Origin of the sequence: Collinsella sp. SGI.095, from assembly GCF_050314535.1 — a bacterium.
Classification (GTDB): Bacteria; Actinomycetota; Coriobacteriia; order Coriobacteriales; family Coriobacteriaceae; genus Collinsella.
The window spans coordinates 68,265-82,023 of sequence record NZ_JBNPNG010000005.1; the positions used below are offsets into that span (position 1 = coordinate 68,265).

15 protein-coding genes are annotated in these 13,759 nt (G+C 58.7%); 7 read left to right on the top strand and 8 right to left on the bottom strand.

The window, feature by feature from the left end; all coding sequences use genetic code 11:
• The 4 genes from ACQRCA_RS03355 to ACQRCA_RS03370 all read right to left on the bottom strand — a co-directional run bounded on the left by ACQRCA_RS03355 (position 1) and on the right by ACQRCA_RS03370 (position 4,639).
• Positions 1 to 1,362 (bottom strand): ABC transporter permease subunit, encoded by a 1,362-nt coding sequence (locus ACQRCA_RS03355; RefSeq protein WP_427718568.1) that lies wholly within the window; start codon positions 1,360 to 1,362, stop codon positions 1 to 3.
• A 116-nt stretch (positions 1,363 to 1,478) separates the two neighbouring features.
• Positions 1,479 to 2,339 (bottom strand): ABC transporter substrate-binding protein, encoded by an 861-nt coding sequence (locus ACQRCA_RS03360; RefSeq protein ID WP_427718571.1) that lies wholly within the window; start codon positions 2,337 to 2,339, stop codon positions 1,479 to 1,481.
• Between the two features lie 147 nt (positions 2,340 to 2,486).
• The gene (locus ACQRCA_RS03365; protein WP_427718574.1) at positions 2,487 to 3,353 is read right to left on the bottom strand and encodes a deoxyribonuclease IV; all 867 of its coding nucleotides are present in this window, start codon (positions 3,351 to 3,353) and stop codon (positions 2,487 to 2,489) included.
• A gap of 98 nt (positions 3,354 to 3,451) precedes the next feature.
• Positions 3,452 to 4,639 carry an aldo/keto reductase gene (locus ACQRCA_RS03370; protein WP_427718576.1) on the bottom strand — a complete coding sequence of 396 codons (1,188 nt, stop codon included), beginning with the start codon at positions 4,637 to 4,639 and terminating at the stop codon, positions 3,452 to 3,454.
• Positions 4,640 to 4,801: 162 nt separating this feature from the next.
• Between ACQRCA_RS03370 and ACQRCA_RS03375 the strand changes: the two genes are divergently transcribed.
• Together ACQRCA_RS03375 and ACQRCA_RS03380 are read left to right on the top strand one after the other, a co-directional pair.
• Entirely contained in the window at positions 4,802 to 4,996 is a 195-nt protein-coding gene (locus tag ACQRCA_RS03375; RefSeq protein ID WP_154517383.1) for a hypothetical protein, read from the top strand.
• 117 nt (positions 4,997 to 5,113) lie between these two features.
• Positions 5,114 to 6,028 (top strand): ketopantoate reductase family protein, encoded by a 915-nt coding sequence (locus ACQRCA_RS03380; RefSeq protein WP_427718578.1) that lies wholly within the window; start codon positions 5,114 to 5,116, stop codon positions 6,026 to 6,028.
• Between the two features lie 91 nt (positions 6,029 to 6,119).
• On the opposite strand, the gene ACQRCA_RS03385 is transcribed toward ACQRCA_RS03380, so the two are convergent.
• The 3 genes from ACQRCA_RS03385 to ACQRCA_RS03395 form a co-directional block, all read right to left on the bottom strand.
• On the bottom strand, positions 6,120 to 6,338 hold the full coding sequence (locus ACQRCA_RS03385) for a hypothetical protein (protein WP_427718581.1): 219 nt from the start codon (positions 6,336 to 6,338) through the stop codon (positions 6,120 to 6,122).
• Between the two features lie 185 nt (positions 6,339 to 6,523).
• A complete protein-coding gene (locus ACQRCA_RS03390) occupies positions 6,524 to 7,300 on the bottom strand; it encodes a hypothetical protein (protein WP_427718584.1) in 777 nt (258 codons plus the stop codon).
• Between the two features lie 312 nt (positions 7,301 to 7,612).
• Positions 7,613 to 8,923, bottom strand: coding sequence for an O-acetylhomoserine aminocarboxypropyltransferase/cysteine synthase family protein (locus ACQRCA_RS03395; RefSeq protein WP_427718586.1), 1,311 nt, complete (start codon positions 8,921 to 8,923; stop codon positions 7,613 to 7,615).
• A 274-nt stretch (positions 8,924 to 9,197) separates the two neighbouring features.
• On the opposite strand from ACQRCA_RS03395, the gene ACQRCA_RS03400 reads away from it, so the two are divergent.
• The 5 genes from ACQRCA_RS03400 to ACQRCA_RS03420 all read left to right on the top strand — a co-directional run bounded on the left by ACQRCA_RS03400 (position 9,198) and on the right by ACQRCA_RS03420 (position 12,808).
• Complete coding sequence (locus tag ACQRCA_RS03400; RefSeq protein ID WP_427718589.1) at positions 9,198 to 10,145, top strand: LysR family transcriptional regulator; 948 nt, start codon at positions 9,198 to 9,200, stop codon at positions 10,143 to 10,145.
• A gap of 141 nt (positions 10,146 to 10,286) precedes the next feature.
• Positions 10,287 to 10,772 carry a ribonuclease HI gene (rnhA, locus tag ACQRCA_RS03405; protein ID WP_370450639.1) on the top strand — a complete coding sequence of 162 codons (486 nt, stop codon included), beginning with the start codon at positions 10,287 to 10,289 and terminating at the stop codon, positions 10,770 to 10,772.
• 74 nt (positions 10,773 to 10,846) lie between these two features.
• Positions 10,847 to 11,953 (top strand): Gfo/Idh/MocA family protein, encoded by a 1,107-nt coding sequence (locus ACQRCA_RS03410; protein WP_427718592.1) that lies wholly within the window; start codon positions 10,847 to 10,849, stop codon positions 11,951 to 11,953.
• A gap of 2 nt (positions 11,954 to 11,955) precedes the next feature.
• Positions 11,956 to 12,366 (top strand): acylphosphatase, encoded by a 411-nt coding sequence (locus ACQRCA_RS03415; protein WP_427718594.1) that lies wholly within the window; start codon positions 11,956 to 11,958, stop codon positions 12,364 to 12,366.
• Positions 12,367 to 12,427: 61 nt separating this feature from the next.
• Positions 12,428 to 12,808 carry a Fur family transcriptional regulator gene (locus ACQRCA_RS03420; protein ID WP_427718597.1) on the top strand — a complete coding sequence of 127 codons (381 nt, stop codon included), beginning with the start codon at positions 12,428 to 12,430 and terminating at the stop codon, positions 12,806 to 12,808.
• Between the two features lie 75 nt (positions 12,809 to 12,883).
• Here the strand turns inward: ACQRCA_RS03420 and ACQRCA_RS03425 are convergent, their stop codons facing one another.
• Entirely contained in the window at positions 12,884 to 13,681 is a 798-nt protein-coding gene (locus ACQRCA_RS03425; RefSeq protein ID WP_427718600.1) for an HAD-IIB family hydrolase, read from the bottom strand.
• Positions 13,682 to 13,759: the final 78 nt, after the last annotated feature.

Consider the following 13,759-nt stretch of genomic DNA (forward strand, 5'->3'; position numbering starts at 1 on the left):
TTACAGACCTGCAATATGATCGGCGGGTGTCGCGACAACCTGTCCGGCGCTCTTGGTGGGACGCTTCTTTTTGGTTTCGGCCGTCCCCAGAAGCCTCGCCTCAAGACCGCTCACCAAGCGCGCAAGCGGCAGGGTAATGACCAGATAGAACAGGGCGGCAACCACATACGGCGTGATGGAGCCCGTCGTCGCCACGATGGTGCGGGCATTCATGACGATCTCGACCACGCCCACGGCGGCGAGCAGCGACGTATCCTTGTAAAGCAGGATAAACTCGCTGGTCAGCGTAGGCAGGACATTGCGGAACGTCTGCGGAATCATAACGTAGAGCAACGTCTGGAAGGCATTCATGCCCAGCGAGCGGGCAGCCTCGTTTTGGCCCTTGGGAATCGACTGAATACCGGCACGGAAGATCTCGCACAGGTACGCAGACGAGTTCATGGCCATGACGATAACGCCCAAGACGTAGTCGTCCACCTTGACGCCGGCAAGTGGCAGGCCAAAGAACGCGATATAGATCTGCAGGAACGCCGGCGTACCGCGGATGATATTCACGTAGATGCCGGCAAGACAGCGCAGGATGCGCGACTTGGAGATGCGCATGAGCGACAAGGCAAAGCCAAAGGGGATTGCCAGGGGAAACGCCACAAGCACGATCGAGAGCGACATAAGGAAGCCCTTAAATACGACCGGCAGGCTCTGGACCAAAATGACCGGGTTCAAGAACAGGCGCAGGAACATATTGGAATTCCAAGCCTCGACCCACGGCTGTTCCTTAAGATCGGCCTGGAAGTTATCGAAGGCCGTCACGCCCTTAATCTCGACGGAAGGAATCTTGGAAATCTTCTTGGTCGAACCGTCGGCGAGCGTATAGGTGCCGCTAAAGGCCTCGTCGCCGCCTTCGACGGGGAAGGTCACACCGTACACCTCGACACGGAAAAAGCCGCCGGCAGGCGCCGTCTCGCCAAAGTCGATCTTGAGCGTCTGGCCATCAGCCGTGCACGTGGGCTTCATGGGTGTGCGATCCATGAGGTCCTCGCCCGAGAGCATCGTCAATCGCGTGTCATCGGTACCAAACGTCGTGCCGTCGACAAACGTCAGCGAAAGACCGCTCAGTTCCTCGTCGGCATCGGCCTGAACTTCCCAGGTAATGCGTGTCTCGGTGCCGCCGACCACATCGCTGCCCGAACCGGTGTTGGGTCGGGCGGTAATCTTTGCGGTCTCAAACGCTTGGGCAGTCGAGGGCGCAGATGCCCCCACGCACACCAGCGCGAGCGCCACGGCCATGACACAGACTAGCTTTTGGAGCAAGACGGGTAGTGAAGAACGCTGCTCCGCGGCCCCTTTGTTCAGTCGAGACAAGGTGGCTCCTATCGTAGAAGTTGCCGGCAAAAAGAGACGGAAACACTCTCCGTCGAGAGAAGCGCAAAGGCCCTCTCCGCTAAACGGAAAGGGCCCACACGCAATCAAGTATCTGTTTACTTGATGTTGTACTTAGCCATGAGGGCGTCAACGGTACCGTCGTCGGTCAGGTCCTTGATGGCCTGGTTGATGTCGTCCTTGAGCTTGGTATTGCCCTGGTTGATGGCAATGGCGTACTCCTCGCCGGTGCTGATCTGTTTAACCGTGTGGCAGGTGTTGAACTGCTCGGCGGTCAGCTGGCTGGCAACGGAGCGGTTGGTGACTACGGCATCGCCCTTGTCGGACTGCAGGGCGCTGAAGCACTCGGTAGCGTCCTTGTAGGGGATGATATTGGCCTTGGGGAAGTTCTCCCGAGCAAAGGCCTCGGCGGTCGAGCCAGACTGGACGATAATGGTAGCGTCGGCGTTGTTGAGCTTCTCGCTGTAATTGTCGGCCGTGATGTCGGTGTTATCGACCTTGGTCACGATAGCCTGATCGTCCATGTAGTAGGAATCGGAGAAAGCGACTTCCTTCTCACGCTCGGGCGTGTCGGTGATAGCCGCAATGGAGACGTCATACTTGGTGCCCGAAGCGACGCCGGGGACGAGCGTGTCGAAGTCGTTGTTGACGTACTCGACATCCAGGCCCAGCTTGTCGCCGATAGCCTTGATGAGCTCAAGGTCAAAGCCCTGATAATCGCCGTTGTCATCCTTGTACTCAAACGGAGCGTACTCGGCAGAGGTGCCGACGGTCAGCGTACCGTCCTTGACGAGCGCGTACTCCTTGGAGCCGTCGACCTTCTCGACCTTAGCGTCGTCAGAGCTGCTGGAACCGGCATCAGAACCAGAGGTGGCGTTGGACGAGCCGCAGCCCGTCAGTGCGAGGGCGAGCGCCATGGCGCCCGTGGCGGCAAATGCGCCAAGCTTCTTCAGCTTCATAATCAGTCTCCTTCCAATGGCCCCATGTGATTCAGGGACCTGCAAAAACTGAGGGCTATTATGCACCCGCGTGAGAGAATCTGCAATTAGAAAACTGATTGAAACAAACCCATAACGTGAATGGAACACTCCACTTTATGACAGTCATTACTGCTGTAACGACCTTAATAGCGTAATTTCCACTGCATAACCTGCAAGTTCGTTCGGCGTTTCCAAAATGAATGGCAGTGATCGCAGGCAACTATTCGATACAATATTCTGCATAACCTGCATTCCACCGCCAAGTTCCTCGCTGCCGAGGTAACCCTTGCCGATGCATTCATGCCGGTCCTTATGGGCACCGCGGGGATTCTTGGAATCATTGATATGCACAGCGCGCAGGCGCTCGATACCCACCACACGATCGAACTCGTCGAGCACACCGTCAAGATCTTGGACGATATCATAGCCGGCGTCATTTACATGGCAGGTGTCCAGGCAAACGCCCAGCTTGGCCGACAGCTCGGGGCGCCTGTCAGCAACGCCCTCGATGATGATCGCCAGTTCCTCAAAGCTGCGGCCCACCTCGGTGCCCTTGCCAGCCATGGTCTCGAGCAGTACCGTCGTCTGCTGGCCCTCAAACATCACCTGGCACAGGGCGTCGACGATCATCTGAATGCCGGCGTCGGAGCCCTGTCCCACATGCGCACCGGGATGGAAATTGTAGTAGTTACCGGGCAGCGCTTCCAGACGCTGCAGATCCTCAGCCATGGCCTCCAGGGCAAACTCGCGCGCCCGCTCTTTGGCCGAGCAGGGGTTATAGGTATACGGAGCATGGGCCACGAGGGGACCAAAATCGTTTTGTTCCATAAGCTCGCGCAGGGCCGCCACGTCATCCATGTCAAGGTCTTTCGCCTTGCCGCCGCGCGGGTTGCGCGTAAAGAATGCAAAGGTATTGGCGCCAATGGATAGCGCCGTCTCCCCCATCGCCCGATAGCCCTTCGTCGTGGATAGGTGACACCCAATCGTCAGCATCCCCAGCTCCTCCTCATCAGTTACGGTGAAATAGTTCCTGTTGATGCCTTATTCTGCCGCAAACAGGAACTATTCCACCGCAAGTTATAAAAGGGGCATCAGGAGAGCGTTTTGCCGAAGGCCTTAAGCACCGCCGTCACGGGTCCAGGCTGAAAACGGCGGCGTACGTCGTCGAGACGCTCGGGAATATCGATATGCTGCGGGCAGTGCCGCGCGCATTTGCCGCATTTGACGCAATTGCTCACCAACTTGGGCTCGCTTGTGCGCACCGCGCTCGCCGTAAAATACTGCGATAGACCCGTAAACCAGCTGTGCGCATAGCTTGCGTTGTAGGCGGCAAAACACCCAGGAATATTGATGCCTTTAGTACACGGCATGCAATAGCCGCATCCCGTGCAGGGCACGCGATTCGATTTTTCAAACTCCGTCAGCACGTGCGCGATGGCATCGAGCTGAGTAGCTGTCATCGAATCCGGCAGGGCCCGATCGGCCAACGCCGCGTTCTCATCCACCTGCGCGGTATCGGTCATACCCGAAAGCAGCATCGTCACCTGAGGATGATTCCACACCCACGAAAGCCCCCAGGCGGCAGGGGTGCGCAAATGCGGGTCACGGGCGCTATCGAGCACAGCGCGGGCCCGCGGGGGCAGCTTGCCTGCCAGGCGTCCGCCCAAAAGCGGCTCCATCACAAACACCGCGAGGCCTCGCTCGGCGGCGGCCATGAGCCCCGCCGTTCCCGCTTGGTAACGCTCGCCGGCATAGTTGTACTGTATCTGGCAAAAATCCCAGTCATATGCGTCAAGCATCGTCAGGAAATCCGCCGCGCTGCCGTGATACGAAAAACCAATCTGGCGAATGCGCCCCGCCGCCTTTTGACACGCGATCCAGTCCTCGATGCCCAACGCCACCACACGTTCCCACTGGGCGGGCGAGGTGATGTTGTGCATGAGGTAGTAGTCGATATGGTCAGTCCGCAGACGGCGCAACTGCTCATCAAAGAAACGGTCGAAATCCTCCGCGCACTTGCACGAGGCGTGCGGCAGCTTGGTCGCGAGCAAAACCTGGTCGCGCAGGCCCAAGCGCTCAAGCGAAGCGCCTACGCAAGCCTCGTTGCCGGGATAAAGATAAGCCGTATCCAGGTAATTTATCCCCTGCTCCACGGCGCGGGAAACGATAGCATCGGCTGTCTTCGCATCGGGGCGTCCCGGCGCACCGGGAAACCTCATGCACCCCAGCCCCAACGCCGAGATACGGTTACCGCTTTTGGGGTCAACGCGATACTGCACGGCCCCTCCTCCCCCATCGAAGCTCTGACGCGGCGAAACAAACCCGTCACGCCATCGAAACACATCGGAATCGCAATCGAGAACGTATCGTAACGCAGCAGAAATCGAGCTGTCACGGCACCGCTTTAACATCAGCAAAAAGCCCGATGAAAGGAGGCGAGCGTGACCACACGCGAGGACGCCTACCCCTACCCCGGCGAGCAGTACATCCTCTCGGTCGACCGTTACCAGATCGAGGTCATGGACCATCTGGACGAGCTTCCTGCCACAGGCGCCGTCATCTTCTGCACCTTCCCCAAGGTGCGCGATGGCGTTGGATATCCCGCGCGCGTTTTTGCCATCTGCCCCGCGGCATAAGTTCCCATGCATTTGTTCTTCTAAATTCAGCCTCCGGTGTACGCCACATGCCCCAGCGGCATACAATCCATCAGGCGCCCCATATGCGGGCGCCTTTTATATGGGGAGATGATTCACATGCAGATCAACAAGGTCGCCTTTATCGGCAAGGGCGGCGTCGGCCTGCTCTACGGCAGCATGATTGCCAAGACCCTCGGCAACGATGCCGTCGAATACGTCATGGATGACGCGCGTTTCGAGCGCCACGTGGGCGATGCGCTCACCGTCAACGGAAAGCCCTGCACGCTCAAGTCCGTCCGCGCCAGCGAGGCAACGCCCGCCGATCTGGTCATTCTCACGGTCAAGACGACGGGGCTCAACCAAGCACTCAAGACTATGGAGCGCGTCGTGGGACCCAACACGCTCATCGCCTCGCTGTGCAACGGCATTACGAGCGAGCAAAAAATAGCCGAGCGCTTTGGCTGGAAGCACACCGTCCTGGGCATCTGCCAGGGCATGGACGCCGTATTCCTTAACGGCGCGCTCACCTTTACCAATGCGGGCGAGATTCGCTTTGGCGCGGCAGCAGGCACCGAGCCCGCAACCGTCACCGCCATCGATGAGCTCTACACGAGCTGCGGCATCGCCCATACCGTCGAGAGCGACATTGCGCACCGCATGTGGGCCAAACTCATGCTCAACGATGGCATCAACCAGACCTGCATGGCCTACGGCGGCACGTACGGGAGCGCCACGGAACAGGACTCCGAGCAGCGTCGCTGCTTTGTTTCCGCCATGCGCGAGACACTTGCGGTCGCCAACGCCGAGGGCGTTGAGCTTACCGAGGCAGACCTGACGCAGATGGTGCACCTCATCGAGGGAATCGACCCCGCCGGCATGCCCTCGATGGCGCAGGACCGCATCGCACAACGTAAAACCGAAGTCGAGGAGTTCGCGGGCACCATCTGCCGCCTGGCCGCCAAACACGATATCCAAGTGCCGCAAAACGATTGGCTCTACCAGAGGATTCGAGAAATAGAAAGCAGCTGGTAGCCTCGCCCGCACGGCGACGCGCGCAATGTAAGCAGACAGGCCTTCGCGAGGATCCCATCGCTCGCGAAGGCCTGTCGCATTTAGGCCGAGGCTAAAACTGAGGCTCGTTTTGCGACTCCGGGACCTCGTCCTCGTCATCGCGGCAAAGCACCACGCCGGCGCTTCCCAACAGCGCCGCTGCAATCAAGGCGCTCACAACCACAGGACCAGCACCCGTAGTGGACTGCAAGCCGGCAACTAACGCCGCCGTCGGACCAAGACATCCGATCAAAAGGGCAACGACGGCAATAGCGACATCTCGAGCGTTCATGGGATCACTTCCTCCACGAGAAAGACCTTGTTTCTCATGACTTAGTGTGCCCCGCGCCCATATGCCCAACGTAGTGCCACGGTAAGGGCTCTGTTAACCCAAATGCATATAAAAACGGGCGACTTTACATTGCCCGAAAGCTCAGTAAAGACGCCCGTCCATCATGTGCAATCGATGCCGACAGATTACCAACCGGTGTAGTAATCGGTAGTTCCGGCTGCGCAACCCGAATCGTAGACCTTGCACTCGCCCTTAGAGCCCGTAAAGGTCGAGCCCTGGGACTTATCGCTCGCAGCCACCACGTAGTAGCCGTCGGAATCACGCCAAAAGCCCTCGGAATCCAGCGTCCACTCACCCGTGCGGTGGTGATACAACACGTTGCTGCTGTAATAGGTCTCGCGACGACCGTTGTAGTTATTGACGCCGCTCGAGCGCGTCAGGCCCGAGCCGTTCGCGTAATACGCAGCAGACGCGTAAGACGAGCCGGAGCCGGCGTTGTAATACGAAGCCTGAACGGCCTCGGCAGCTTCTGCCTCGACGGCCACAGCCTCGAGCGCCTCGCGCTTAGCATCCTCGAGCGTGGAGCGAAGCTCGTCGAGCTCGGCCGACTTCGCGTCGACCTCCTCCATCGTCAAAAGACTGCCCGCACCGTCGATACAACCCTGCAGTACAGTGCGCTCGTCATCGGTGGCATAGTCACCGTACATGTTCATGATGATCTGCGCGCGGACCTCTAGGGAATCGCGCTTGGCCCCCATCGAGGCGTTCCACTCCTGCATGGAGCCAAAGCCGTCGCTACGATAGTCGACGGGCTGCATCAGGGTCGCCTCGGACGGCGTGGATCCGACCGCGTCGGACAGTGTTGCCGCGTGGGCATCGGTTACGCCGGCACCCACTAAAAGCGCCACGGCAAGCGTGGCAGAAAGGGCGGCGGCCTTCGGTTTTCGTGAATCGATCCTCATGTAGCTGGAAACCTCCGTAGTGAGTTTTTGCTGCGTTTAAGCTGCGTGTGATTCGATCGCGCTGCATAGTACCCCGAGTAAATCGCGACCTGCGGTTTTTCTCAAAAGGTGCACGTCATTTGCGTAAAACTCACATCCTCTCAACAGGAGTTTTCCACAACTCGCATGCATAAAGCATGCCAAAAACCCTGTAATATCGCCCTTCCTATGCAAAAAAGGCGCCTGCGCAACCATTGTTCGCGCAGGCGTCTTGAGCAGGCATTTTATGCAGTTATACCTATCGAGTCGCAAGGGGCCATTGCACAAGTCGCCTTACTCGTCCAGCGCGGCAAAGGCCTGCTTCAGATCCCAAATGATGTCCTCGGCGTTCTCGGTACCAATGGAAAGACGGATTGTAGAGGGCGTAATGTTCTGCTCGGCAAGCTCCTCGGAAGAGAGTTGGGAGTGCGTGGTGGTAGCCGGGTGCACGACGAGCGACTTGACGTCGGCTACGTTGGCGAGCAGCGAGAACACCTGCAGGTGGTCGATGAACTTCCAAGCAGCCTCCTGGCCGCCCTTGATCTCGAAGGTGAAGATCGAGGCGCCGCCACGGGGGAAATACTTCTGGTACAGCTCATGGTCGGGGTGCTCGGGCAGGCTCGGGTGGTTCACCTTGGCAACATGGCCGTCACCGATCAGGAACTCAACGACCTTCTTGGTGTTCTCGACATGGCGGTCAACGCGCAGCGACAGGGTCTCGGTGCCCTGGAGCAGGACCCAGGCGTTAAACGGGCTAATGCAGGCGCCCTCGTCACGCAGCAAGATAGCACGGACATAGGTCGCGAAGGCAGCGGGGCCGGCGGCCTCGGTAAACGAGACGCCATGGTAGGAGGGATTGGGCTCGGCGATCTGCGCATACTTGCCGCTCGCCTTCCAGTCAAAGTTGCCGCCATCGATAATCACGCCGCCCAACGAGGTGCCGTGGCCGCCTATAAACTTAGTTGCAGAGTGAACGACGATGTTGGCGCCGTGCTCCAGCGGACGGAACAGATACGGGGTGCCGAAGGTGTTATCGACAACAACCGGAAGACCATGCTTCTTAGCGACCTCGGAGATAGCGTCGATGTTGGGGATATCGGAGTTGGGGTTACCGAGCGTCTCGAGGTAAATGACCGTGGTGTTGTCCCTGATGGCGCCCTCGACCTCGTTCAGGTTGTGGGCATCGACGAAGGTGGTCTCGACACCAAACTGGGAGAGCGTGTGCTCCAGCAGGTTGTAGGAACCACCGTAGATGGTCTTTTGGGCCACCACATGGTCGCCGGCCTGAGCGAGGGCCTGCAGGGTATAGGTGATGGCGGCGGCGCCAGAGGCGACGGCAAGACCTGCAACGCCGCCCTCGAGCGCGGCAATGCGGTCCTCAAAGACGCCCTGGGTGGAGTTGGTCAGACGACCGTAGATATTACCGGCGTCGGCAAGGCCAAAGCGGTCAGCGGCGTGCTGGGAGTTGCGGAACACATAGCTCGTGGTCTGGTAGATAGGCACGGCACGGGAATCGGATGCGGGGTCGGCGCTCTCCTGGCCAACGTGCAGCTGCAGGGTGTCGAAACCAAAGGTGTGCTCGGGGTTGTTGATAAACTGGCTCATGATGATCTCCTTGATCGAACAAAAGTAATAAGAGTAAGAGAAGTAAGTCGCCGTCTCCTGATCACGCCGACGGGCGCAAGCAGGAGCCCGGCATTCGTCTTAGTAAGCAGTTCATATGCGGTCCTCCTTTTGACATCCCGTTCTCGTGGTCGGCTTAATTACCTACCGCCTTTGTGTGTTTTGAATAGTACGAGCATTGTTTCGCGCGGTCAATCACTTAAAAGCGCTAACCTGTTATCGGTTTTTTAGATAGCTATCGAAAGGACGGGTGCCGATGACCCTCCAGCAGCTTCGTTTTCTTATCGCCGTGGCAGAATCCGGCTCAATTAACGCCGCAGCTCAGCGCCTCTATACCGCGCAATCCAATATCTCCAACGCCGTCAAAAGCCTAGAGCAGGAGCTCCGTCTGGAAATCTTTACGCGCTCCAGCCGCGGCGTCACACTCACCAACGACGGCACCGAGCTTTTAGGCTATGCGCGCCAGGTCGTAGAGCAGGCCGATATGCTCGAGGCCCGCTACGAGGACGGCGGCACACCCCAGGCACGCCTTGCCGTCTCGGCCCAGCACTACGCTTTTTCGGTCGAGGCCTTTGTCAACGTCGTCGAGCGCTGCCGCGACAGTAAGTTTGAGTTCATCATGCGCGAGACCACCACGTCACAGATCATCGACGACGTCCGCGCATTTCGCAGCGATATCGGCATTCTGTATCTGGATGACTTTAACGCCCGCGTCCTGCAGAAGGCCTTCGCCGACGCCCGCGCAAGCTTCCATCCCCTCTTCGATGCAACGGTCCACGTCTTCGTTAGCGAGCGCCATCCGCTCGCACGCCGCCCCCAGCTATCGCTTGCCGACCTTACGCCCTATACGCGCTACAGCTTTGAGCAGGGGACCTCGAACTCCTTCTATTACGCCGAGGAGCCGTTTAGCTATATCCCCTGCGACCGCAACATCCGCGTTTCCGACCGTGGCACGCTCACCAATCTGCTCATCACGTCGAACGGTTACACTTTGTCGACCGGTGTCCTCTCCAATGAAATGCAATGGGGCATGGCATCGATCCCGTTGGCAGACGCCCCAACGATGCGCGTGGGCTACATCATGCACGATGAGCGCAAGCCCTCTCCCCTGCTGCGGCAATACCTCGACGAACTCGAACGCATCATCCACGAAAACCAACCATTTGGGGACGGGATAGAAATGGCAGATTTAAAAGCCCTCTAGCTCTTGACAATTCAGGTCGCCCATCTTTCTTGGCAACAACGTCTCCACCATCCTTGTGGAGCGGCGCGCCTCGCATAAAACAGGATGGACCGGGCGCTACAATAGACAGCCGCAAGAGAGGAACTCGACGAAAGGAAGTCTGTGAAGGTCATCATCTATACCGACGGCTCGGCTCGATCCAATCCGGGACGCGGTGGCTACGGCGCCGTGCTCAAATACACCAACCCCGCCGGCAAGACCTTCACCTCCGAGCTTTCGCGTGGCTACGCCAAGACCACCAACAACCGCATGGAGCTCATGGCGGTCATCGTGGCGCTCGAGGCACTCAACCGTCCCTGCGAGGTCGAGGTCCACTCCGACTCGCAGTACGTCGTCAACGCCTTTAACAGGCACTGGATCGACGGTTGGAAAAAGCGCGGGTGGAAAACTGCCAACAAGCAGCCCGTTAAGAACCGCGACCTGTGGGAGCGCCTGCTTGCCGCAAAGAGCAAGCATAAGGTGGAGTTCATCTGGGTTAAGGGGCATGCCGGCCACGAGCTCAACGAGCGCTGCGACGAGCTCGCCACCACCGCGGCCGATGGAGTCAACCTCGATATCGACACCGGCTTTAACGAGAGCGACCTGTAATAGCGTTTTCGCGCAGCTTTATATCCCCACGCGCTACACTCATCCTGTAGACCAAAACAACGCAAGGGGGACGTATGCTGCGCATCGCGACCATCGGCACATCCATGATCACCGACGACTTTATCCAGGTCGTCAATGCCAACGACCAGGCTGTATTCGTAGGCACGCTCTCGCGCAACGCCGAGCGCGGCGCCGCCTTTACTGCCGAGCACGGCGGCGAACGAAACTTTACTTCACTTGATGAGCTTGCAGCAGCCGCCGACGTCGACGCCGTCTATATCGGCAGCCCAAACGCACTTCACTACGAGCAGGCCCTTGCCTGCATCGCCAGCGGCAAGCACGTCATCGTCGAGAAGCCCTTCTGCGCCACCGAGGCGCAGGCGCTGGAAGTCTTCCGCGCCGCCGAGGCGGCGGGCGTCGTAGCCCTCGAGGCCATGCGCCCGCTCCATGACCCCGCTTTCCACGCCATCGAGGACGCCCTGGGCGAGATTGCGCCCATTCGTCGCGCCTCACTGCGCTTTGGCAAGTATTCTTCACGCTACAACGAGGTTCTCGCGGGACGCGCCACCAACATCTTCGACTGCCACATGGCCTCGGGCTCCCTCATGGATATTGGCGTCTACACCGTCGAGCCCATGGTCGAGATCTTCGGCATGCCCTCCGGCCTTACGAGCATGGCTACTCTGCTCGACCCCACCACGCAAGAGCTCACCCATGGCCCCATCGATGGCTGCGGTTCCATCCTCGCCAGCTACGGCGGTGGCCGTATCTCCGTCGAGCTCGCGCACTCCAAAATTACGAATGACCTACTGCCCTCGCAGATCGAAGGCGAGCGTGGCACTATCCAGATTGACCATCTGTCCACGCCCCGCAACGTCCGCATCGACTATCGCGGCGATGTCGTACGCGGCTCGGCGACCGAGGCGCCGCGCGAACAGAGCGACAACGGCCGCGTGCTCGACCTGCCCAAATCGAGCAACACCATGGAATACGAACTCGCAGACTTTATCACCGCCATCGGCGGCATCGATAACGTCAAGGAAGAGATTTGGGAGACCCCGGCGGGACGTCACGAGCTTGGCCACTATCGCGATGTCACGCTTGTCTCGCTGCGCATCATGGATGCCGTGCGCCAACAGGCCGGCATTACCTTCCCCGCCGATTCTGTCAAGCAGGCCTAGCGATGGGCTTCTTCGATACGTTCTTCTCCAGCGTCACCGGCGGCAGTCGAGAGCCTCAAAAACCATCAAACGTCGAGCTCGAGCTGCGCCGCAGGCTTACCGTGCTCGCAAGCGACGAGGCCACTCAAGACACTCCCCTGCGCTATTTCCTGCGCTGGGAGGGGCAAGTCCAAGGCGTTGGTTTTCGCTTTACCAACACCAACCTCACGCAGGCACGCGCACTCACCGGCTGGGTGCGTAACATGGAAGACGGCTCAGTCGAGATGGAGATACAGGGAGCTCCGGCAAACATCCTATCTCATCTCGAGGCGCTTCATGCCTCCTACGAGCGCATGGGAACGCGTTTTCGCCTCGTAGACGCCCAGGTCCGAGCCCCACTTGCCAATGAAGACGGTTTCACTCCTCATTATTAGTATTGTGTGCTAAATACGGTATCATTTACCTACGACCGTTAATAGAAAAGAGGCGAGGCGCATGGCGGTGCAAAGAAGGAATACCAGGCAGCGAAAGCTGGTTCTTGATGCCGTGCGCCAAAGCTACAACCATCCCACCGCCGAAGAGATCTACAACGCCGTGCGTGAACAGGATGACAAAATTAGCCGCGGTACGGTCTACCGCAACCTCAATCTCTTGGCCGATGCCGGGGAGATTCTCTCGATTAAAACGCCGGGCGGCAGCCGCTTCGATCGTGCCATCGAGCCGCATGCGCATATCATCTGCACCTCGTGTGGCCGCGTCATCGATGTGCCGCTCCCCTTCAATACCCAGCTCGACGCCAGGGCATCCGAACAAATCGGATGGAGCGTCAGCTCGCACTACACCATCTTCGAGGGCCTCTGCCCCAACTGTAGGTAGATTATGGGACATGCCTTAAAATCAACTTTTCACCGATTGAGGCAAAAGGAAGATTTCCAGGCATGTCCAAAATGTCTACTCAGCAAGTAGGCGACGCAGCTCCTCTTCGACCGTGCGCACGTAACGGACGCGGTCGTTGATACCGCGCATACTGGGATTGCAGCTCTCCATCAGATAGGGATGGCCCACCACGTTGAGCATGTCGCGGTCGTTTTCATTATCGCCAAACGCCATCATTTCGTTAGGTGAGATCCCCAGCGCACGACCATAATCGGCAAGCGCGGACCCCTTGCCCGAATCAAAGCCGATAAAGTCGGTCCATTCGGTTCCCGACGTCATCACATCGACCCGGTCGCCAAAGCGACGGACGAAATACTCCAGCGCCGCCGGCTGCTCTGTCTCGGGCGTTTGAAACGCGATCTTAATGACGTCCTCGTCGATGTCCTCGGGACGGTCGACCACCGCCACATCGCAATGGACCTCGTAGCGCAAATGGTCGACGAATGCATCGTTGCCACTTATGGTGTAGAGGTGCCCCTCGCAGGAAAGGGTCACGTCGGCATGGGGATACGCAACCACGGCATTCGCGATATCCATAGCAAGGTTACGCTCCATGGAACGCTTGACAACGGCACGCCCCTCGCTCATCACGAGGGCTCCGTTTTCGCATACATAGGCGAGCTCATCGGCCACCGGGGCAAACAGATAGCGCAAGCTCGCATATTGACGGCCGCTCGCCGGCATAAACACGATGCCACGACGATGCAGCTCATCGATGAGCTCAAAGGCCTCGGAACGCGGCTCGCACTCCCCCGGATGCAGCAACGTGCCGTCCAAATCGCATGCAATCAGCTTGATTCCCTCAAGACCCATATGCTTTCCCCCACAGCACCTCATCAACAGCAAGACGGACTTTGAATAGCTGCCTCTCAAAGTCCGTCTTGCTCATAC